Annotated in this window: 17 protein-coding genes; 7 read left to right on the top strand and 10 right to left on the bottom strand. The window is 60.1% G+C overall.

Going from position 1 to position 19,331, the window contains the following annotated elements; all coding sequences use genetic code 11:
* Positions 1-108 precede the first annotated feature (108 nt).
* Positions 109-735 carry an L-threonylcarbamoyladenylate synthase gene (locus OOT55_RS06030; RefSeq protein WP_265368790.1) on the bottom strand — a complete coding sequence of 209 codons (627 nt, stop codon included), beginning with the start codon at positions 733-735 and terminating at the stop codon, positions 109-111.
* Between the two features lie 47 nt (positions 736-782).
* A complete protein-coding gene (locus OOT55_RS06035) occupies positions 783-1,616 on the bottom strand; it encodes a PHP domain-containing protein (protein WP_265368227.1) in 834 nt (277 codons plus the stop codon).
* Between the two features lie 97 nt (positions 1,617-1,713).
* Here OOT55_RS06035 and OOT55_RS06040 point away from each other — a divergent pair, with 97 nt between their 5' ends.
* From OOT55_RS06040 to OOT55_RS06070, 7 genes are all read left to right on the top strand, one after another.
* Positions 1,714-2,454 carry a VC0807 family protein gene (locus OOT55_RS06040; protein WP_265368228.1) on the top strand — a complete coding sequence of 247 codons (741 nt, stop codon included), beginning with the start codon at positions 1,714-1,716 and terminating at the stop codon, positions 2,452-2,454.
* A gap of 29 nt (positions 2,455-2,483) precedes the next feature.
* The gene (locus OOT55_RS06045) at positions 2,484-2,783 is read left to right on the top strand and encodes a YciI family protein (protein ID WP_265368229.1); all 300 of its coding nucleotides are present in this window, start codon (positions 2,484-2,486) and stop codon (positions 2,781-2,783) included.
* A 125-nt stretch (positions 2,784-2,908) separates the two neighbouring features.
* Entirely contained in the window at positions 2,909-3,598 is a 690-nt protein-coding gene (locus tag OOT55_RS06050; RefSeq protein ID WP_265368230.1) for a TIGR04211 family SH3 domain-containing protein, read from the top strand.
* 17 nt (positions 3,599-3,615) lie between these two features.
* The gene (locus OOT55_RS06055; RefSeq protein ID WP_265368231.1) at positions 3,616-4,227 is read left to right on the top strand and encodes a peptidylprolyl isomerase; all 612 of its coding nucleotides are present in this window, start codon (positions 3,616-3,618) and stop codon (positions 4,225-4,227) included.
* Positions 4,224-4,988: a pyridoxine 5'-phosphate synthase gene (locus OOT55_RS06060; protein ID WP_265368232.1), complete on the top strand. Its 765-nt coding sequence runs from the start codon at positions 4,224-4,226 to the stop codon at positions 4,986-4,988. The genes OOT55_RS06055 and OOT55_RS06060 overlap by 4 nt, the downstream gene beginning before the upstream one ends.
* 96 nt (positions 4,989-5,084) lie before the next feature.
* Positions 5,085-5,498, top strand: coding sequence for a CBS domain-containing protein (locus OOT55_RS06065; RefSeq protein ID WP_265368233.1), 414 nt, complete (start codon positions 5,085-5,087; stop codon positions 5,496-5,498).
* Positions 5,499-5,651: 153 nt separating this feature from the next.
* Positions 5,652-6,443, top strand: coding sequence for a TrmH family RNA methyltransferase (locus OOT55_RS06070; protein ID WP_265368234.1), 792 nt, complete (start codon positions 5,652-5,654; stop codon positions 6,441-6,443).
* 200 nt (positions 6,444-6,643) lie between these two features.
* Here OOT55_RS06070 and OOT55_RS06075 read toward each other — a convergent pair whose 3' ends face one another.
* The 8 genes from OOT55_RS06075 to OOT55_RS06110 all read right to left on the bottom strand — a co-directional run bounded on the left by OOT55_RS06075 (position 6,644) and on the right by OOT55_RS06110 (position 19,297).
* Positions 6,644-7,942 (bottom strand): ammonium transporter, encoded by a 1,299-nt coding sequence (locus tag OOT55_RS06075; protein WP_265368235.1) that lies wholly within the window; start codon positions 7,940-7,942, stop codon positions 6,644-6,646.
* A gap of 366 nt (positions 7,943-8,308) precedes the next feature.
* A complete protein-coding gene (locus OOT55_RS06080) occupies positions 8,309-10,327 on the bottom strand; it encodes a transglutaminase TgpA family protein (RefSeq protein WP_265368236.1) in 2,019 nt (672 codons plus the stop codon).
* Entirely contained in the window at positions 10,320-11,303 is a 984-nt protein-coding gene (locus OOT55_RS06085; protein WP_265368237.1) for a DUF58 domain-containing protein, read from the bottom strand. The genes OOT55_RS06080 and OOT55_RS06085 overlap by 8 nt, the downstream gene beginning before the upstream one ends.
* Before the next feature lie 107 nt (positions 11,304-11,410).
* The gene (locus OOT55_RS06090) at positions 11,411-14,848 is read right to left on the bottom strand and encodes a LamG-like jellyroll fold domain-containing protein (RefSeq protein WP_265368238.1); all 3,438 of its coding nucleotides are present in this window, start codon (positions 14,846-14,848) and stop codon (positions 11,411-11,413) included.
* Positions 14,849-15,052: 204 nt separating this feature from the next.
* Positions 15,053-15,976: an AAA family ATPase gene (locus OOT55_RS06095; protein WP_265368239.1), complete on the bottom strand. Its 924-nt coding sequence runs from the start codon at positions 15,974-15,976 to the stop codon at positions 15,053-15,055.
* A 35-nt stretch (positions 15,977-16,011) separates the two neighbouring features.
* A complete protein-coding gene (locus tag OOT55_RS06100) occupies positions 16,012-17,199 on the bottom strand; it encodes an O-succinylhomoserine sulfhydrylase (RefSeq protein ID WP_265368240.1) in 1,188 nt (395 codons plus the stop codon).
* Positions 17,200-17,210: 11 nt separating this feature from the next.
* Entirely contained in the window at positions 17,211-18,746 is a 1,536-nt protein-coding gene (gene purF, locus OOT55_RS06105; RefSeq protein ID WP_265368241.1) for an amidophosphoribosyltransferase, read from the bottom strand.
* Between the two features lie 56 nt (positions 18,747-18,802).
* Positions 18,803-19,297 carry a CvpA family protein gene (locus OOT55_RS06110; protein WP_265368242.1) on the bottom strand — a complete coding sequence of 165 codons (495 nt, stop codon included), beginning with the start codon at positions 19,295-19,297 and terminating at the stop codon, positions 18,803-18,805.
* Positions 19,298-19,331 lie beyond the last annotated feature (34 nt).

Raw genomic sequence — 19,331 nt, forward strand, 5'->3', positions numbered from 1 at the left:
GGGTACTCGGGATGGATAACGGGTTGACGGGCCCGCGGCACGACGCCGCCGGCCGGGCATTATAACGATTTAACCGGCTGGGGCCTACTCGAGACCGGTGCACGGACGCTAATCGGGAATAAACGCCGAGGCATCGCCCTTGCCCTGACGGGTCACCTCCGGCACAGGGCCGGTCAGATCAATGACGGTGGTCGGTTCCAGCCCACAGTTGCCGCCATCAATGACCAGCTCCACCTGATGTTCGAGCCGGTCGCGGATATCCTCCGGATCGCTCATGGGCAGCTCATCGCCGGGCAGCAGCAGGCTGCTGCTCATCAAGGGTTCACCCAGTGCCTCCATCAGCGCGAGCGCAATCCGGTTGTCCGGCACCCGCAGGCCGATGGTCTTTCTTTTCGGGTGCATCAGCCGGCGAGGCACCTCCGAGGTGCCCGGAAGGATAAAGGTGAAAGGGCCCGGGGTGTGGTTTTTCAGCAGGCGAAAGGCCTGATTGTCCACCCGGGCAAAGGTCGCCAGCTCGGAGAGGTCCCGACACATCAGGGTAAAGTTGTGATGCTTGTCCAGGCGACGCATCTGGCGAATGCGATCCAATGCGTTTTTGTCACCGACATGGCAGCCCAGAGCATAGGCCGAATCGGTGGGGTAAGCGATGATGCCTCCACTGCGGATGATATCGACCGCCTGGCGGATCAGGCGATCCTGGGGGTTGTCCGGATGAATCTGAAAATACTGGGCCATAATCGTGCTCTTGTTGTCATGGGTGTAGCTGCCCTCGTGCGGGTCAATCACGTTGCAAAACCGGGAAGTTCCCACACGGGCCGGCAGCGCTCCGGCAAGGGGCCGAAATTCCCCAACTCCTGCCAGGGGGCATCCGGCCGGTGAAAATCACTGCCACAGGAGGCCGCGAGCCCCTCCCGCTCGGCGATACGGGCCAGATCCTCGGCAACGCCTGAGGGTTGCTGTCCGCTGACCACCTCCAGGGCATCGCCACCGAGGTCGGCGAAATCCGAAATCAGGGCACACATTTTGGTCCGGGTCAGAGTGTATTTCTTCGGATGGGCCAGCACCGCCAGGCCACCGGCCCCGTGAATCCAGCCAATCACCTGTTCAATACCCGGCCACTGAAATTTCACATCGGCCGGTTTACCGGCGCCGAGATACTTCTTGAAGGCGGCCCCCACGTCCTTTACTTTACCCTGAGCCACCAGAAACTGGGCAAAGTGGGGGCGTCCCAGCTGGCCACCGCCGGATTCGCTCCGGGCCCCGGCCAGTGCACCGGGAATGCCCAGTTGCTCAAGCCGTTCGGCAATCGCCTCCGCCCGACTCTGCCGGGCCTGCTGCTGCGCCTGTATGGCCGCCTGCAGGTCCGGCGACTCGATATCGATGCCCAGCCCGACAATATGGACGCCGCCTTTGCCCCACTGGCTGGAGAACTCAATACCGGGAATCAGTGTCAGACCGACATCGGCTGCGGCGAGCCGGGCCCGGTTCACACCCTCGACGGTATCGTGGTCGGTCAACGCCAGCGCGGACACACCCTGCGCCCTGGCTCTCGACATCAGCGCCTCAGGGCTTAAAATACCGTCTGAGCAGTGACTGTGGCTGTGTAAATCGTACAAAAACAGGGCTCCCGCCGTAAAAGCGGCATTATGGCACGTCTGAACGCCCGGGAGCCAACGAACCTTGCAACCCCTGACTTACAACATCGAGGCCTGAATGACCGACAGCGACAGCGTCACCGAGAAATCCACCAAGCTCGGACCCAACCCCAAGCGGGAAAGCCTGTTGGCCAACCTGCTGTTGAATATTGTGATTCCCACCATCATTCTGACCAAATTCAGCGGTGAGGAGCACCTGGGGATCAAAATGGGCATTGTGGTCGCCCTTGCCTTCCCGCTGGTCTATGGCGCGCGGGATTTTATGGTCAGCCGCAAGCTCAATGTGTTTTCCGCACTGGGGTTTGTCAGTATTCTGCTGACCGGCGGTATCAGCCTACTGGAGCTGGATCCACAGTACATTGCCATCAAGGAGGCCGCCATCCCCGGTCTGATCGGTCTGGCCACCCTGCTTTCGCTGAAAACCCGGTACCCGCTGGTCAAGACGTTTCTGTACAACGACAAAGTGCTCAAGGTCCACAAGGTCGCCGCCGCTCTGCGCGAGTACGGCAATGAGACAGCCTTTGAGCGGACCCTGCGCAATGCGTCCTATCTCATTGCGGGTTCGTTTTTCCTCTCGTCGTTTTTGAACTATCTCCTGGCCAAGCTCATTCTGGTGAGCGATCCCGGCACCGTCGCTTTCAACGAGGAGCTGGGTAAAATGACGGCACTCAGCTTTCCGGTCATTGCCGTCCCCGCCATGCTGGTCATGATGTTCGCCCTGTTCTACTTATTCCGCCGGATTCGACACCTGACCCATCTGGGCCTGGACGAAGTCATCAACGACGGAAGCAACGACTGACCCGGAACCCATGCACTCAAGGAGCCACCATGTTTTATGCCATAATCAGTGAAGATGTGCCCGATAGCCTGGAGAAACGCAAAGGCGCTCGTACGGATCACCTGGCCCGACTGAACGCCCTGAAAGAAGCGGGTCGCCTGTTGCTTGCCGGGCCTCACCCCGCCACCGACAGTGAAGACCCCGGCCCGGCCGGTTTTACCGGCAGCCTGGTGGTCGCCGAGTTTGCCTCACTGGAGGAAGCCCGGGCCTGGGCGGACGCGGATCCCTACGTCGCCGCCGGCGTCTATGCCAGGGTCGCCGTCAAGCCGTTCAAGCGGGTACTACCGTGACGGTGACAGCGGCACACCCTGGACCCTTGAGGCCGAAATTTGTGGCCTGTGCCACTTGGTTTGTGCCGACTTTGGCGTACAATCCCGACGTTTAAACCTACTTCCATAAGACTACGGGTATCAGCGTGAACAAACTTCTGATCAGTCTATGCCTCATTGCCTTGGCCTCGCCGTTATTGAGTGTCTCGGCCCAGGCTCAGGACCGCTATATTTCCGACGTGCTCTACGTGCCGCTGCGCAGCGGCATGGGCAATCAATACCGGATCGTGCACAGCGGACTGCGCAGTGGCACCCGCATGGAGCTGGTCCGCGAAGAACAGAGCAGCGACGGTGAAAACTGGAGTCTGGTCCGTCTGGAGGACGGCGAGGAAGGCTGGATCCGCAGCCAGTTCCTGTTGGACGAGCCCACGGCAGAACTCAAACTGAGTCGAGCCGAGCAGCGTGCACAAAACGCCGCTCGCGAAAGTCAGGCCCTGCGCGATCAATTGACCGAGGCACAACAGCAGGTGGCGCAGCTGGAGAGCGAACTGGCCGATGTGCGCACCCGATACGAAGCGCTCCAAGAGGAGCATGAACAACTGCGCACCCTGTCGTCCGACGCGGTGGGACTGCACGAGCAACACCAGGAGTTGAGTGAGAACTATCAGGTACTGCAGACCCGATACGACGTCATTCAGGCCGATAACGAGCGACTGAAACGGGATCGTCGCTACCAGGACTGGCTCTTTGGTGGCGGCATTCTGATTGCCGGCGTCATTCTGTCCCTGATATTGCAGGCGATCGGGAAACGTCGTCGCCAATCCGAATGGCGTTAGAAGGAGTCACCCTTCACATGAGATTTCTGGCGCTGGTTGGTTTACTCACACTGTCTGCCGGGCTGCGGGCAGAGGCCGATACCGCCCTACCCCGGGTCGAGCTGACCACGGACGAGGGGACCATCATCCTCGAGCTGTTTCCTGAGCGGGCACCCGCGACCGTGGACAACTTCCTGCGCTACGTCGATGAAGGTTATTACGAGGGCACCATTTTCCATCGGGTCATTCCCGGTTTTGTGCTCCAGGGCGGAGGCCTGACCTACGACTTCACCCGCAAGCCGCCACGGGACCCCATCGTCAATGAGTCGGATAACGGCCTGAGCAACAAGCCCATGACCCTGGCGATGGCCCGTCACAGCGATCCGGACAGCGCCACATCCCAGTTTTACATCAACCTGAACCACAACCCGGGCCTCGATGCCACTGAAGATCGGCCGGGCTACACGGTCTTCGGGCAGGTGGTGGACGGCTACGACACCGTGATCACCATTGTCGAGGCACCGAAAGGCAACTACAAACAGTTTCCGGATGCTCCCAATGTGCCCATCCGGATTCTGGACGCTCGCCGGTTGCCGGACAATGTCAAAACCACCGCGGATGGCGCGGATGGAAAGGAACCCTCGTCATGAATTCCACCAAGCTGAGTGTCAACCTGAACAAGATCGCGCTGATCCGCAATTCCCGGGAGGGCAACTACCCGGATGTGGCAAGGTTCGGGCAGATCTGTCTGGATGCCGGCGCCGACGGCCTGACCGTTCACCCTCGACCGGATCAGCGCCACATCCGACCGGACGATGTGTTTGCGCTCAATCAACTGGTTCAGCAACACCCGGGTATCGAATTCAATATCGAAGGCAACCCGAACGCTGAGGCCATTGGCGCTTACCCCGGCTTCATGGCTCTGGTCCGTCAGACCCGACCCCACCAGTGCACTCTGGTCCCGGACAGCAATGATCAACTGACGTCGGACCATGGGTTTGACCTGACCCGCAGTGGCGATGCCCTGCGGCCCATCATTGAGGAACTCCATGAACTGGGGTGTCGGGTCAGTCTGTTCATGGACCCGGATCCGGCACAGATCGACCTGGCCCGCACTATCGGTGCCGACCGGATCGAGCTTTACACCGGCCCGTATGCGGCCGCGCACAAAGCACACAATTCCGAGTTGCACACGCTTCTGGAACAATACCGGGCCGCCACCGAGCACGCCCGTCATATCGGACTCGGAGTCAACGCCGGACATGATCTGAACCTGGATAACCTCGGGCAGTTTCTGCATATCCCGGGCATTGATGAGGTGTCCATTGGCCACGCCCTGACTGTCGACGCACTGACCATGGGCATGGCCACCGCAGTTCACGCCTACCTTAGGCTCTGTCACCACCGGTGAGCCGGGCAGGCGCCCCCGGAACGCAAGTGCCATTTTATCGGCTATCCTTAAGGTGAAGACAGACGGTTTTACCTGCCGCAAACAAAGGAGTCAGCCATGCATTCCATTTTGGTAAAAGACTACATGCAGCCGGCCACCCATGCCATCTCAGTAACTGCCAACACAGCGGAGGTGGTCGAACGGTTACTGAAGAGCGGCTTGACCGGCGTGCCGGTTATTGATGAGCGCGAAGCGGTCGTGGGCTTCGTATCGGAGCAGGACTGCATCAAGGAAATGCTCAACGATGCTTTTTTTTGCGAGGAACCGGCCAGTGTCAGTAAGCTGATGAGTCACAACGTGCTGACCGTCACACCCAACACCAGCATTGTCGAACTCGCCCAGACGATGATGCGCGAAAAACCCAAAAACTACCCGGTGGTCAGTGATGGCAAGCTGGTGGGCATCATTACCCGGCGACACGTTCTGCAGGCGTTGATTGACAACGATGAAGACTGCTATTTGCGAACCTGATCGCACGGTGGACCGAGCGCGGCTTCCGGGCGATCTGTCAAGACGAGCCGCACAGCCGGCTCGTCACACCAAACACTGCATTGCCCTCCAAACAGACAGCGAAGTGGCCAACACGCTATAATCCGGAGCCACATTTCTCCAACGACGGTCACTATGCCCAAGCCAGACAAACCCCATCAGGACTCGGCCTCCTATCGAGCCAAGAAACAGTTTTTTGATTCGTTGCTGACGGTCTATGGCCGCAAGCCGGTGCTCGAGGCGTTGCGCGACCCGGCGGTCAAACTGTTTCGCCTGCACCTGGCCGAGAGCAACAAACCCACCGGCATTCTCGATGAGATCGTGGGAATCGCCAAGTCACAGGGTGCGGATATTCACTACCATGACCGCAAGTCGTTGTCGCGGATCTCCAAAAACAGCAAGCAGGATCAAGGGGTGGCGGCGGATCTGCAGTGCCGGGCTTATCAATCTCTCGACCAGTTTCTGAAGCAACCGCCTCGCCCTGATTTCCGCCTGTTGGCGCTGGACCGGATCACCAATCCGCAAAACCTGGGGATGATCATCCGTTCGGCGTGTGCGGGTAATGTGGACGGTATTCTGTTACCGCAAAAAGGCGGAGCACAGATTGATGCTCTGGTGATCAAGGCGAGCGCGGGCACGGTGTTCCGGGCTCCGATCATTCACTGCCCTACTCTGCCCGAGGCGCTTGCCAATCTCAGAGAAACCGGCGCCACCATCTGCGCGCTGTCATCGCACGCGAAACAGACGCTGGGCAACTTCAAACCAACCGGTGGCAGTGTCTATGTGTTGGGCAATGAAACGGAGGGGGTTTCGGCGGAGACGGCCAGGCACTGCAACCACCAGCTTTCCATCCCGATGAACAACGGCGTCGAGTCACTCAACGTAGCGGTCACGGCCGCCCTGATCGCCTTTCAGGACGCTATCTGAGGTTCTCCTTGCTCGTACTTTGTAGTGTGTGCTGCCGGAGGGTAGGCCCCCTTTGAGACACGCTGTTACGTGAGTTTGCATCACGCCCGGGCCGTTGAGGGGGATTACCCTCCCGCAGCACAACCTACAGGGTTGCCAAACGAGATTGTTACACCCACACAATACGAAGCACCATGAGAAGGTGCTAGAAAAACTGGCTTTTACAACTTATACCCTTCCTCTTCATGATGGGTAATATCCAGGCCAATCAATTCTTCTTCGCGAGTCACCCGCAATCCGGAGGTCAGAACACCGGTCACTTTCAACAGAATGAAGGTCACCACCCCGGTGTACACCGTTGCCACAACAACGCCGACCACCTGGACCCCGAACTGCTGCCCCATCGTCTCGATACCCTCGGCAAACCCCTGACCACTGAACACACCCAGTTGAGTCGAAGCAAAGACACCGGCCAACAGCGTACCCAGCATACCGCCGACCCCGTGTACCGGAAACACATCCAGCGAATCATCAATCTTGAACACCCGCTTCATCGCCTGGGTCGCGTAGAAACAGACAATGCCTGCCGAAACGCCGATAATCAGAGCACCGCCGGGACCCACAAAGCCGGACGCCGGGGTGATGGTGCCCAGACCGGCGACCATGCCGGTCACGATGCCCAGCACGCTCGGGCGACCGAACTTCACCCACTCCATCGTCATCCAGGCCAGCGAGCCGGCGGCGGCAGAGATGTGAGTCACCAACATCGCCATGCTGGCATCGCCATTGGCCGCCAGGGCGCTGCCACCGTTAAAGCCGAACCAGCCCACCCAGAGCATACCGGCACCGGTGACGGTCATGGTCATGTTGTGAGGAGGCATCGCGGTTTTCGGGAAGCCGTCCCGTGGCCCCAGAACCAGCGCCGCCACCAAGGCCGCCACCCCGGCGGTAATGTGCACAACAATACCACCGGCGAAATCCAGTACCCCCATGGCGCCCAACCAGCCGCCGCCCCAGACCCAGTGACAGATCGGAAAGTACACACCGAACAGCCACAGCGTCGAGAAAATCAGGACCGCCGAGAATTTCATCCGCTCGGCGAAGGCGCCCACAATCAGCGCGGGTGTGATCACGGCAAAGGTCATCTGAAACAGGCTGAACAGGCTCTCGGGAATATCGCCAGACAGGGAGTCCGACTCCATACCCGAAAACAGGATCCGGCTCGCGTCGCCAATCCAGGCGTTGCCTTCGCCGAAGCTCAGGCTGTACCCGGCCACCAGCCAGATCAGTGAGGCGATACAGGCGATCGCGAAACACTGCATCAGAATCGACAGAATATTTTTCGACCGGACCAGACCGCCATAGAACAGCGACAAGCCGGGCAAGGTCATAAACAGAACCAGGGCCGTTGCCGTCATGATCCAGGCGGTATTGGCGCCACTGAGTTCCGCTTGTGCCAGCGCGGTACCCGGTAGCAGTGCCAGGGTGATCAACCCGAAAGCGACAGGTCGCTTGTTCATACGCTCATCCTCATTTTGTGTGTCGGCCCAAGGTCGCCGACTATTATTGAGTCACTGCAATGCCCCCGATCGGTGCAGACAAGCGAGGGCAACCCACTGAAAGTACGGGCAACACCGACCGGTCAATTCCGGCAACCGGAACCTCCGAAGACGGCGTTACACCAGAGTGCAGAGCGCTTTGGAAAGCAGGAATCGTGCCTCAACATTTTTTCTTTTTATATCAATGAGTTAAAGAATTCACCGGGCAAAACCATCGATAATTGGCACCAACACTGTGCACAGCGGGCACTGTTGTGCACCACATAAGAACACAATGCAGGAGAATTGCCCGATCAACGGGCGTCCGGCGAAGCGGGCGCACCAGGATCAGGCAGGAGGGGTTTCAGGCGTCGTACGCGCGCCTCTGAACGCCGTCACCGCGCGGGCCAGATCGGTCAGTGCGGCGCGGTTGTCGCCGTAGCTCACACGCTCGTAAAGATCCGCAATACGGATCAGGGCCGGCTCCAGTTCGGCCTGCTGGCGCCCCAACCGGCGAGCCAGCGCGGTCAGGGGTTCTCCCCGTTGGCGCGGACACCCCATGCGGCTCAGTTTGCGCTCCAGGCGCGCCAGTTGGCGATCGGCCGGATAGCGGTAATGCGGGCGTTGGCGCCAGAACATCCAGAGCAGCAGCACCGACACCAGCGAGGCACCGGCCAGCACCACTGCCAGGGCGATCCGCCACAGATCAGCGCCGCCGAGCCAATCTTCCAGAAACGCTTCCTGGCGCCCCTGATCGTAACCGAGCACCCAGCGGTGCCATTCATAATTGAGCGCATCCCAGCGCAGTTGCAGTTGCATCACCAAGGATAAATCGGCACCAAAAGGTCTCTGCAGCATGTCGCCGTCCGTGGCACTCAGCGAGACGTCCAGACCTTGCTCGATTCGCTCCGGTGCCACAGCCCCGGTCGGGTCAAAGCGCACCCAGCCTTCGCCCTCCAGCCACACTTCCGCCCAGGCGTGCGCATCCCGCTGGCGGACGGTCCAATAATCCTCCAGTGGATTGTGGGTGGCGCCGAGATACCCCACCACCACCCGGGCGGGAATGCCCGCCGCGCGCAGGAAAAAGACAAAGCTGCTGGCGAAGTGCTCGCAGAAGCCCTCTTGCGTCTGCCACAGAAATTCATCGACGCTGTGCTGCCCCAGAGTCTGTGGGCGCAGTGTGTAGCGAAACCGCTCCCGGTAAAGCCCCATCAGGCGCTCTATCAGTTCGCTGGGCGAGCTGGCTTCCCGCGCCCACTGCCGGGCCGTCGCCCGGGTTTCCGGGTTGGCGTCCCGGGGCAACTGCAACTCCTGGCGTCGCTCCCACTCGCTCAGCCCGGAGCGCTGGAACCCATAGCGGGTGTGCGACTGAACACGGTAAGCGGTGCGCTGCATGACTGGATCATCCCGTTGCAGCCGCATCTCCTGCCCCACTCCAATATCATCACTCCAGCGGACCGGTGCCGCCAGGGCATAGAGCCAGGGTTGGCGGGTCGGCTCCAGCATGACCTCATAGGCCACAGGCTCACCCTGGGGTTCCACCTGTTTTATCCACTGCTGAACATCCTCCTCGCGCCGGCTCAGAAAGTGCGTCGCCTGCTGACGGTCGGTGGGCTGCCACTGTCGACCATCGAAATGGGAAAACACCAGGCCTCGCCAGTAACGATCTCTGGGCGGTGGCGCCACGCCGTCGAAGGTGACCCGAAAAGCCAGCGCATTGGATTGCGCCAGCTCACCGATATCCCCCGGTGACATGCTGTCACTGATGCCCGTGGTCGCGGCGCGGCGGTCCTGGGGCACCGACCAGAGCGCGCCGGTGCGTGGAATGACCAGAAACAGAACCAGCATGAGGGGCGTCGCCTGCAGCACCAACCACCCCGCCTGCCGCATACTGGGCCAAAAGCGGACATCGCCCAACGACTGATGCGCCGCCAACAGCGTCGCCGTCAATAACAACAAGGACAGGACACCATACACGCCCGCCAGTGGTCCTGAGTGAAACAGAAATTGGGTCGCCGAAACAAAGTAGCCGAGATAGACAGTGACCAGCAGATCCCGGCGACGACGCAGCTCCAGTAACTTGAGAATGAAGCCGGCCAGCAACAACCCGACCATCGCCGTCATATCAAACCGGGCGCCGTAACTCATCACAAGGCCGCCGCCGAAGCCCGCCATCAACCCGAGGCGCACCCACAATGAGGGGAAACTCCAGGCGCCCCGGAAAATCTGCCAGCGCCAGGCCATCACGCACAGCCAGCCGGCCCACAGCCAGAGCGGCGCATGCACCGAGTGCGGCAGAAGAATAACGGCCTGGGCCACCAGCAGCCAGGCGAGACTGGTGCGGGTAATCTGTTCCCGTTCAGCCACGAACCCCTCCCTCAGCCAACTCCGGCAAACCGTAAAGCGCCAGGGCCCGCAGCACCCGCTCCTGATGCGCCTGACCGCGCCCCAGCGGGATGTCCAGCCCCGGCAGGCGCAACCCATAGTCTGCGGAGGTTTTGCCGTACTCCACCGCCCAGAAGCACAGCCGACTCAGTCGGCTTTCCTGATCCAGCCCCGGGAGCGCGTCCCAGTCCAGCCAGACCTGTTCACTCTGGTAGCCGGCATAATCTTTCAGATAGAGTCCCTGCTCCCGGGCGTAGAGTTTCCAGGCCACATGAGCCATCGGGGCGCCGACCTGATAGGAGCGAAATCCCTGAAACTCTTCCTGGTTTTCCGCCGAGAGTTGCTCACCGACCTCCCCGCTCAAATGCGCTTGTGACGGGTGGTCGCTGGAGCGCGGTGCGGGGTAAACCAGCGCCCGCCCATCCAGGTGAACCCAGGACCAGACCCGAAACAGCCCCAGAGGGTAATAACTCTGTACCCGGAGGCGCTCCGGAACCAGCCAGCCTCGCCGGCGGGCGCGGTATGCCAGCGTCACCGTGCGCTCTGCCCGGTCCGGCACATCGGCTTCGACGGTCAGATCCCGATCCCACCCGAGCAACAGGGCCTCGTGGCGCGAGCCCGAGGCAGGTTGCAGCAGCAGGTCAAACTCAGCCCATTCGCCGGCAAAGGCGGGATGGGCTCGCTGTACCGAGAGGGTCAATCCGGACAGGTTGCGAAACGCATGCACTACCGACACCGACATCAGGCTGAGCAACAGAAATGCGGAAGCCAACACCAGATTGTTTTCGTAGTTGGTGCCCAACAGCCACAACAGTGTGATGACCAGCAGAAAGCCGATCCCCTGCGCCGTGGGCAGGACATAGATGGATTTGTGGCGCAGACGGACCGACTCGGCCCGAGGAGCGCGACGCGCCACCCAGTGCCAGAACCAGTGTGTCAATGTATCGGGTAAACGCATCAGGGCTCAGTGATTCATCGGACTCGGACCGCTACCTTACCCTGTCCCCCCTAAAAAAAGCCACCGGTCGATCGACCGGTGGCTTTTTTGCTGTCGCGAATAACGGACTAGGGTGCGCTGCTGTATATGGCCGCCACATCCTCTGCGCTCAGGGGCACATCATAGATGCTCAGCTCATCCACCAACCCATCATAGGGGGTATCCCAGTAGTTGACGCCCACCCCGAATACCGTGGTTCCCGCGGGCGTAAACACATCCGGGAAACCCGCACCGGTGAACACCGCTTCGCCATCAAGATACAGCCTCAGGTTGCCCGCGTTATTGACCGCCACAAAGTGCGTCCAGGTACCCGTGGGAATCTGGGTACCGGTATCGCCATCAAACCAGTCGGTGCCCGACCAGAGCATGGTGTTGCCGTCACCGGGGCCATTAGGCACCACGCTTATCCAACTGTCCGCAGAGGCCGCGCCGAAGAAAGCGGTGGTGAACTGGGTCAGTGCGGACGGATTGAGCCACACCGATATCGTGTAGGTTGCATCGGTAATCAGGTTGTCCGGCAGTGCAACCCCATAGGTACCGTCGAGACTGAGTGCACGACCGACCCGCCCCTCGTCAAAGCTGAGCGAGCCACCGGTGTTGTCCAGCCGGTTACCGGTCACCATGCCGGAACCCGTGTTGCCCGTGGCATCGTCGAGATGATCGTCGAAGCTGAAGCGCGCGGCGGGCTCCGGCATACCTTCCGACAGAACGGTGACCGTAATGTCGCGGGTGACCGATTGCCCCTCCAGACTCAGGGTCGCGGTCAGAGTCACATCGGCATCGCTTGCCGCCGGCCGGGTCACTCGTGCGGTGGCCCCCTCGACCTCAACGACGGCGCTGTCTGACGAGGTCCAACTGACTGCGGTCGCAAACGGGCCGCTCACCGGCAGCGAAAAGTCTTCAATCACTGCGCTGGTATCGCCGAGTGTCAACTGGTCGCGGGCTACGCCGAGCAGCTCCGAGGTGGACAGCCGATCAATATCCAATGCCTGGATTTCGGCGGCGCTGAGCGCGGCGTCGTACACATTGAACTCGTCCACCAGGCCATTGAAAGGCAGATCCCAGTAATTGACGCCCAGAGCGAAACGCCCGGTATTGTCGGTAAAGAAATCCGCGACCGAACCACCGGCGTACGCCTGCTGACCGTCGATATAGACCCGCACATAGCCCTGGGAGACCGACACCGCCAGGTGACTCCACTCTCCGGCGGGAATGGTCTCGCCCGTTGCACCGTCAAACCACGCATCGTTATTCCGGCTCCAGAACATGACGTTCTCGTCCCAGGAACTGGGCAGGAAGCTGAACCACTGGCTCGGTTCAACGAGCGGGTCTGAGACGTCTCCCGGCACTTCACCAAACACCAATGTCGAGAACTGGGTGATGACGTTGGGACGCACCCACAGGGACAGGGTGTACTCATAATTGCTGATCAAGCCGTCGGGGAAGCGCACACCGCTGCTACCATCCAGCGACACCGCCTGTCCGGCACTGCCAGCGGTGTAACTGAGGTTGCCTTCACCCACTTTATGAATACGATCACCCGTGCTCACGGCGGCGTCAAACTGACCGGTACTGTCACTCAGGTCATTTTCAAACTCGAATCGGGCCACCCGGTTGAACGGCATACGCTCGGGCACCCACACCTCGAGCGTGACCGTTTCCTGCTCGCCCTGATACAGAATGGTCGCGGTGAGGTTGACCGACGCATCACCGGATCCCGGCGCGGGACGCTCGACCCGGCCATCGGTCGCAATGACGGCTTCATTGCTGCTCTCCCAGAGAATCTGGGCACCGCGAATACCATCGGTGGGCAACGTCAGTACATCGCCTTTGAAGGTTTCCGGCAGCGTCAGCTCGGCGGCAACCGCCGCCAACACCTCGGCTGTCGACTGTGCGGGCAAACGGGTTCCCCAGACACTTTCACCGCTACCGGACACCGCCGAAAATGCTGGCACCAGTGCCGCAATGCGTTCATCCCACTGCCAGCGCAACTGCCCCTCGTAACTGCCAAGGCCGTCCAGTTGTATTGCGATGCGATTGAGCGCTTCCGGGTCCAACTGATAGGTGCCGGTCACTTCGCCGGTGATGGTGCCGTCGTCGTGCAAAGTCATCGCCTGCGACTGACGCGCTTCCCGGTTGATGTCCTTGCCATGATTGATGAACTGGTAGTCACCGACCACATCCTCGCTGTCCACCACATTGTCGCCCTCAATGGGCGCGTACCGATGCGGTGATGCGACCAACCAGCCATCGGCGGTGGCCATCAGCTCATGGACCCGAATGGCATGCTGCTCACCCCGATCGGGGAAACGGGTATGGGTGATCAGAAAATGCTGCCCGGTGGCTTCGTCGTAGTACGCCGAGTTGTGTCCCGGTGCCAGGTAACCCCGGCTGCCGTGGTCGTCACCGGTGCGGGAACGGAAGTTGAAGCCCCCCATCAGCTTGACGCCATAGGGCGCAATACCGTCCCAGCCGCCCCGAGCCAGGGCCATGTCATTACCCTCGGCATCCAGATAGGGACCATCGGGCGTGCGCGAGCGGGCAATGCGTATGTTGTACCCGTCGGTCGAGACAAAACCGCCGAAGGAAGCGAACATGTAGTAGTAGTCGGTCTCGGGACTGTAGAGCACAAAGGTGCCTTCAATGGCGCTATGATCCCCCCCGGTCAGATGCTTGCCGTAGCCCTGTCCCGGTTCGGGCAGCCCGGTCGACTCATCCATGGCGAGGATGTGAATACCGCCCGCGTAAGAGCCATAGATCATCCAGAGGTTGCCATCCTTGTCATGGAACGTGTGAGGGTCGATGGCATTGGGATGGATGTTGCCGTTGTAGGACTCAATCTCCCCCACACCGTAGCCCTGATCAATTTCGGCGTCCGTCTGCCCGGACCAGAGGAAGATGCCCTGATTTTCATAGGGACCGAAAATGCTGTCCTCCGAGGTGGCCAGGCCGAGATAGGAACGCGGCGCATCGCAGACACCGCTGGCCGGGTTGGTGCAGTGATTGAAGTAGAAGTAGTACTTGCCGTCGGCCAGCTTGCGGATGTCCGACGCCCAGGAACCCACGTAACCGCCGGTCCACTCGATGCCTTCGGCCACTTCCGTTTCGTAGTTGCCAAACAGCGGGTAATCGGTGAGATCGGGATTCTCCAACGCGATACCCGGCGCCTCTGATGTCCATGTGATCAGATCCTGGGAGCTGGCCATCGCCAGGTGGGAACCGACCACATAGTAAGTGCCATCGTCGTCCCGGAAGACCGAGGGATCGTGTACCGCCACATCGTTGTACTGAATCAATTCGCTGTTGACGGTGGGATTGGCCCGGGGCTCCACTCGCGCGGGACTCGACGAGCTGGAAGACTCAGACGAGCTCGATGACACCTGTGACGCGCTTGAACTGGAGCTGGATGCCACGGATGAGCTGGATCCGCCGTCGTCACTGTCGCCGCCACAGGCCGCCAGGACCAGCGTACTCCCCAGCACCCAGGATAGTCGTTGTATCTTCATGATCTAATGCCTCTGCTTGCGTTTATTGTTAGACAGAACTGCATCGGAAATAGTATTACAATACTACGTTAATTGGTAGACATATAATCACACAATTAAACGATAATCAGAAAGAATTTGGACTAAAAAAGAGGGATTTTTAGATCAGAAAGATGTTTTTTCCGCCAAACAGTGGAAAAACCACTTTAATTTGTATTATTTATATTAGACGGAAACTATGTCAACGGCGTTTAACAGCTCCGTGATCAGCGCCTGCTCATGCCCCTCGGTGCCGCTGGCGGCGGGGGCAATCCGGTGCGCCACCACAGGAGGAAGCAGCGTCTGAAGGTCTTCAGGAATGACGTAGTTGCGCCCGTGCATGAACGCCCAGGTCTTGGAGGCACGAAGTAGGGCCAGGGCCCCTCGTGGGGAGAGTCCGCAGGCAAACTCCGGTGAGTGCCGGGTGTGGTGAACCAGTCGCTGCAGGTAATCCAGCAGGCTGTCTGAGGTTTTGACCTGTTCGGCGGCGTGCCGGATCTTGGGCAGTTGCTCGGGGTTAAGACGGGTTTTGACTCCGGCCAGTTGCTGACGGGGGTCGCCGCCGAGAAACATCTGGCGCTCGGCATCCGCACTGGGGTAACCGAGGCTGATGCGCATCAGAAAGCGATCCTGTTGCGATTCCGGCAGCGGGAAGGTACCCATCTGGGACAAGGGGTTCTGGGTGGCAATGACGAAAAAGGGATCCTCGAGCTTACGGGTCTCCCCTTCCACCGTGACCTGACGCTCCTCCATGGCCTCCAGCAATGCGCTCTGGGTTTTCGGCGTGGTCCGGTTGATCTCGTCGGCCAACAGCAACTGGGTGAATACCGGGCCGGGATGGAAGCTGAAGCGCGACTGCTCCCGCTCGAACACCGACACACCGATAATATCGGCGGGCAGCATATCGCTGGTAAACTGGATTCGCTGGTAGGACAAGCCCAGCACCTTGGCGAGCGCATGAGCCAGGGTGGTTTTCCCCATACCGGGCAGGTCTTCAATCAACAGATGCCCGTCTGACAGCAAACACGCCAGGGCGAGTTTTATTTTGTCTTCCTTGCCCAGCAATACCTGGCCGATTTCATCGACGACTATCTGGATAAAATCCCGCATTGACCCTCTGCCCTGTTCTGGTGGGTTCAGCGGGCTCAGGACAGCCCGCGCAACAAATCGTTTTTGAGATCCTCGACATCCTCAAGGCCCACCGCTAACCGGATCAGATTATCGGCAATGCCGGACTCGGCTCGCTGCTCGGGGGTCAGGCGTCCATGGGTGGTCGTCGCCGGGTGCACGATGGTCGTTTTGGCATCGCCCAGATTGGCGGTGAGTGAGCAGATCCGGGTGCTGTCAATGACCCGCCATGCGGCGGCCTGGTCACCTTTCACCTGAAAGGAGAGGACACCACCGAAGGCCGACTGTTGTCTGCGCGCCAATTCGTGTCCGGGGTGGTCAGGCAAGCCGGCGTAATAGACACGCTCCACCTGGGGCTGACGCTGAAGCCACTCCGCCAACGACTGTGCATTGCGTGAGTGGGCCTCCATCCGCAGACGCAGGGTTTCCAGCCCCTTCAGGAAAACCCAGGCATTGAAGGCGCTCAACGTCGGGCCGGCGCTACGGACAAACGCCAACACTTCACTGACGGTGTCCTGATCCCCGGCAACCACTCCCCCCAGGCATCGTCCCTGGCCATCAATGTACTTGGTCGCCGAATGAATGATCAGGTCGGCGCCGAACTCGATCGGTCGTTGCAGGGCCGGCGTACAGAAGCAGTTGTCCACCACCAGCTTCGCGCCCCGGATATGGGTCAGGTCGGCCAGAGCCTGAAGGTCAACCACATCGCATAAGGGGTTGGAGGGCGTCTCCACAAACACCAGCCGGGTGTTGGCCTGAAAACCGCGCTCCCACGCCGACGGATCAGTGGGGTCCACAAAGGTCACCGCCACCCCGAAGCGCTGCAGGTACTTGGTGAACAGTACGGTGGTGGTGCCGAATACACTCCGGGAGCACAGGGTATGATCCCCTACCTGCAGCAGTGCCATACAGGTGCTGAGAATGGCCGACATGCCAGAGGCGGTCGCGACCGCACTCTCGGCCTTTTCCAGAGCGGCAATACGCTCCTCGAAGGCCCGCACCGTCGGATTCGTGTAGCGGGAGTAGACGTTGCCCGGTGCGTCCCCGGAGAAACGGTCGGCCGCTTCCTGGGCACTGCCGAATACATAGCTGGAGGTCAGGAACAATGCTTCGCTGTGCTCGCCCTCCGCCGTGCGGTGGCAACCCGCACGGACGGCCAGCGTGTCCAGGCCGGCACCGTCCAAGCTGTCGTCGAAATCGGTCATGATCGCTCTCTTCAGGGGTTTTCCGCTACATCATTGTGCAGGCCGATCAGAGTAGCCTCGGGCTTGGTCGCCTTTTTGTGAGCACTACTCTTGGCACCGTCGTTGCGTTCGGCTTCCAGTTTTTCCAGGTAGGCATCGTCCACATCACCGGTCACATACTCACCGTTGAACACCGCGCAGTCAAACTCGGTAACCGTGCGGGTGCCCTCGGCCGAGGCGGCAATCAGGTCTTCAAGGTCCTGATAGATCAGCCAGTCGGCACCGATTTCCCGGCAGATTTCCTCGTGGCTGCGGCCGTGCGCAATCAACTCCTTTACGGTCGGCATGTCGATGCCGTAAACATTCGGATAAATGACCGGTGGCGCCGCCGATGCAAAATACACCTTGGCGGCCCCCGCATCGCGGGCCATCTCGATAATCTGTTGGCAAGTGGTGCCACGCACAATCGAGTCATCCACCAGCAGGACGTTCTTGCCCCGAAACTCCAGTTCGATGGCATTGAGTTTCTGACGTACCGACTTCTTGCGTTGCTGCTGGCCGGGCATAATAAACGTCCGCCCGATGTAGCGATTTTTCACCAGCCCTTCCCGGAACTTTACCCCCAGATTGTAGGCCAATGCCTGCCCGGCCACCCGGCTGCTGTCCGGAATCGGCACCACCACATCAATGTCGTGGTCGGGGCGCTCGCGCAGAATTTTTTCCGCGAGTTTTTCCCCCTGGCGCAAACGCGCCTTGTACACCGAAATACCGTCCATGATCGAGTCAGGCCGGGCAAAGTACACATGTTCGAAAATACAGGGGCGAAGCCGGGTATTCTCGGCACACTGACGGCGATGAAGCTCACCCTCGGCGGTGATGTAGATCGCTTCACCGGGGGCTACATCGGCAATCAGGTCAAAGCCGAGCACATCCAGCGCGACGCTTTCCGAGGCGACCATGTACTCGGTCCCGGCAGCCGTTTCCCGCTTGCCATAGACCAGGGGACGGATACCATTCGGATCGCGGAATGCGATCAGGCCGTAGCGGGCAATCATTGACACAACGGCGTAGCCACCACTGACCCGCCGATGAACGCCGGCAATGGCTTCAAAAATATCGTCCTCATTGGGCTGCAATTTCCCCTGGGACTGCAGCTCGTGGGCGAACACGTTGAGCAACACCTCGGAGTCGGAATCCGTGTTGACATGACGCAGGTCGGTTTTGAACAGCTCTTCGCTGAGCTGGTCCGCATTGGTCAGGTTGCCGTTATGGGCCAGAGCGATACCGTAGGGCGAGTTGACATAAAAAGGTTGAGCCAGCGCCGGACCGGAGCTACCCGCCGTCGGGTAGCGCACATGGCCGATACCGATATTGCCCACCAACCGCTGCATATGACGGGTCCGGAAGACATCCTTCACCAGACCATTGGCTTTCTGCTGCGCCAGCTTGCCGCCGTCACAGGTCATGATACCCGCCGCATCCTGGCCGCGATGTTGGAGTATGGTCAGCGCGTCATAGAGCTGCAAATTGACATCGCTTTTACCCACAATACCCACAATGCCGCACATAGAAAAACCACCTTTACGTCATAAAAAATCGGAACACCCCGGGCGGCGTCCCGGGGTTAAAACCACTGAAAAAAGAAGCGGGTTGTCTCGGCCGCCAGTGCGCGAGCCCAACCTTCGAACGCGAGAAAATGCGGTACCAGGGCCGACTCGCGCCACCACTCGTCCTGGTCAACGGGAATAATCGAGGGCAACAGGATCAGCAGCGCCATGACCACGACCAGACCACGGGCCAACCCGAACAGCATACCAAACAGTCGGTCGGTGCCCGACAGACCGGTCATCCGGACCAGCTCGCCAATCAGGTAATTCACCATGGCGCCGACAATCAGTGTCGCCGCAAACAGAATGACGAAGGCCGCCATTTCGCGAATAGAGGGGGTGGGAATCAAGTCCGTGAGCAACACCGCCAGGCGATCGCCGAACAGCACAGCCACCACAAAGGCCACAAGCCAGGTGACCAGCGACAGGGCTTCTTTGACAAAGCCGCGTTTGATGCTGATGAGGCTGGACACCAACAGTATGCCCAGTATGGCCCAATCTGCCCAGTTCATTCGCTGGCCCGACTCATGCTATGGAAAGCTCCCC

The organism is Marinimicrobium sp. C6131 (assembly GCF_026153455.1).
GTDB lineage: Bacteria > Pseudomonadota > Gammaproteobacteria > Pseudomonadales > Cellvibrionaceae > Marinimicrobium.

Excerpts from the sequence above, each read along its gene's own strand:
- OOT55_RS06030 (WP_265368790.1), bottom strand. The coding sequence starts at position 735 with ATGGCCCAGTATTTTCAGATTCATCCGGACAACCCCCAGGATCGCCTG.
- OOT55_RS06085 (WP_265368237.1), bottom strand. The coding sequence starts at position 11,303 with ATGCGTTTACCCGATACATTGACACACTGGTTCTGGCACTGGGTGGCG.
- purF (WP_265368241.1), bottom strand. The coding sequence starts at position 18,746 with ATGTGCGGCATTGTGGGTATTGTGGGTAAAAGCGATGTCAATTTGCAG.
- OOT55_RS06040 (WP_265368228.1), top strand. The coding sequence starts at position 1,714 with ATGACCGACAGCGACAGCGTCACCGAGAAATCCACCAAGCTCGGACCC.
- OOT55_RS06045 (WP_265368229.1), top strand. The coding sequence starts at position 2,484 with ATGTTTTATGCCATAATCAGTGAAGATGTGCCCGATAGCCTGGAGAAA.
- OOT55_RS06075 (WP_265368235.1), bottom strand. The coding sequence starts at position 7,942 with ATGAACAAGCGACCTGTCGCTTTCGGGTTGATCACCCTGGCACTGCTA.
- OOT55_RS06060 (WP_265368232.1), top strand. The coding sequence starts at position 4,224 with ATGAATTCCACCAAGCTGAGTGTCAACCTGAACAAGATCGCGCTGATC.
- OOT55_RS06095 (WP_265368239.1), bottom strand. The coding sequence starts at position 15,976 with ATGCGGGATTTTATCCAGATAGTCGTCGATGAAATCGGCCAGGTATTG.
- OOT55_RS06065 (WP_265368233.1), top strand. The coding sequence starts at position 5,085 with ATGCATTCCATTTTGGTAAAAGACTACATGCAGCCGGCCACCCATGCC.
- OOT55_RS06100 (WP_265368240.1), bottom strand. The coding sequence starts at position 17,199 with ATGACCGATTTCGACGACAGCTTGGACGGTGCCGGCCTGGACACGCTG.
- OOT55_RS06070 (WP_265368234.1), top strand. The coding sequence starts at position 5,652 with ATGCCCAAGCCAGACAAACCCCATCAGGACTCGGCCTCCTATCGAGCC.
- OOT55_RS06055 (WP_265368231.1), top strand. The coding sequence starts at position 3,616 with ATGAGATTTCTGGCGCTGGTTGGTTTACTCACACTGTCTGCCGGGCTG.
- OOT55_RS06110 (WP_265368242.1), bottom strand. The coding sequence starts at position 19,297 with ATGAACTGGGCAGATTGGGCCATACTGGGCATACTGTTGGTGTCCAGC.
- OOT55_RS06090 (WP_265368238.1), bottom strand. The coding sequence starts at position 14,848 with ATGAAGATACAACGACTATCCTGGGTGCTGGGGAGTACGCTGGTCCTG.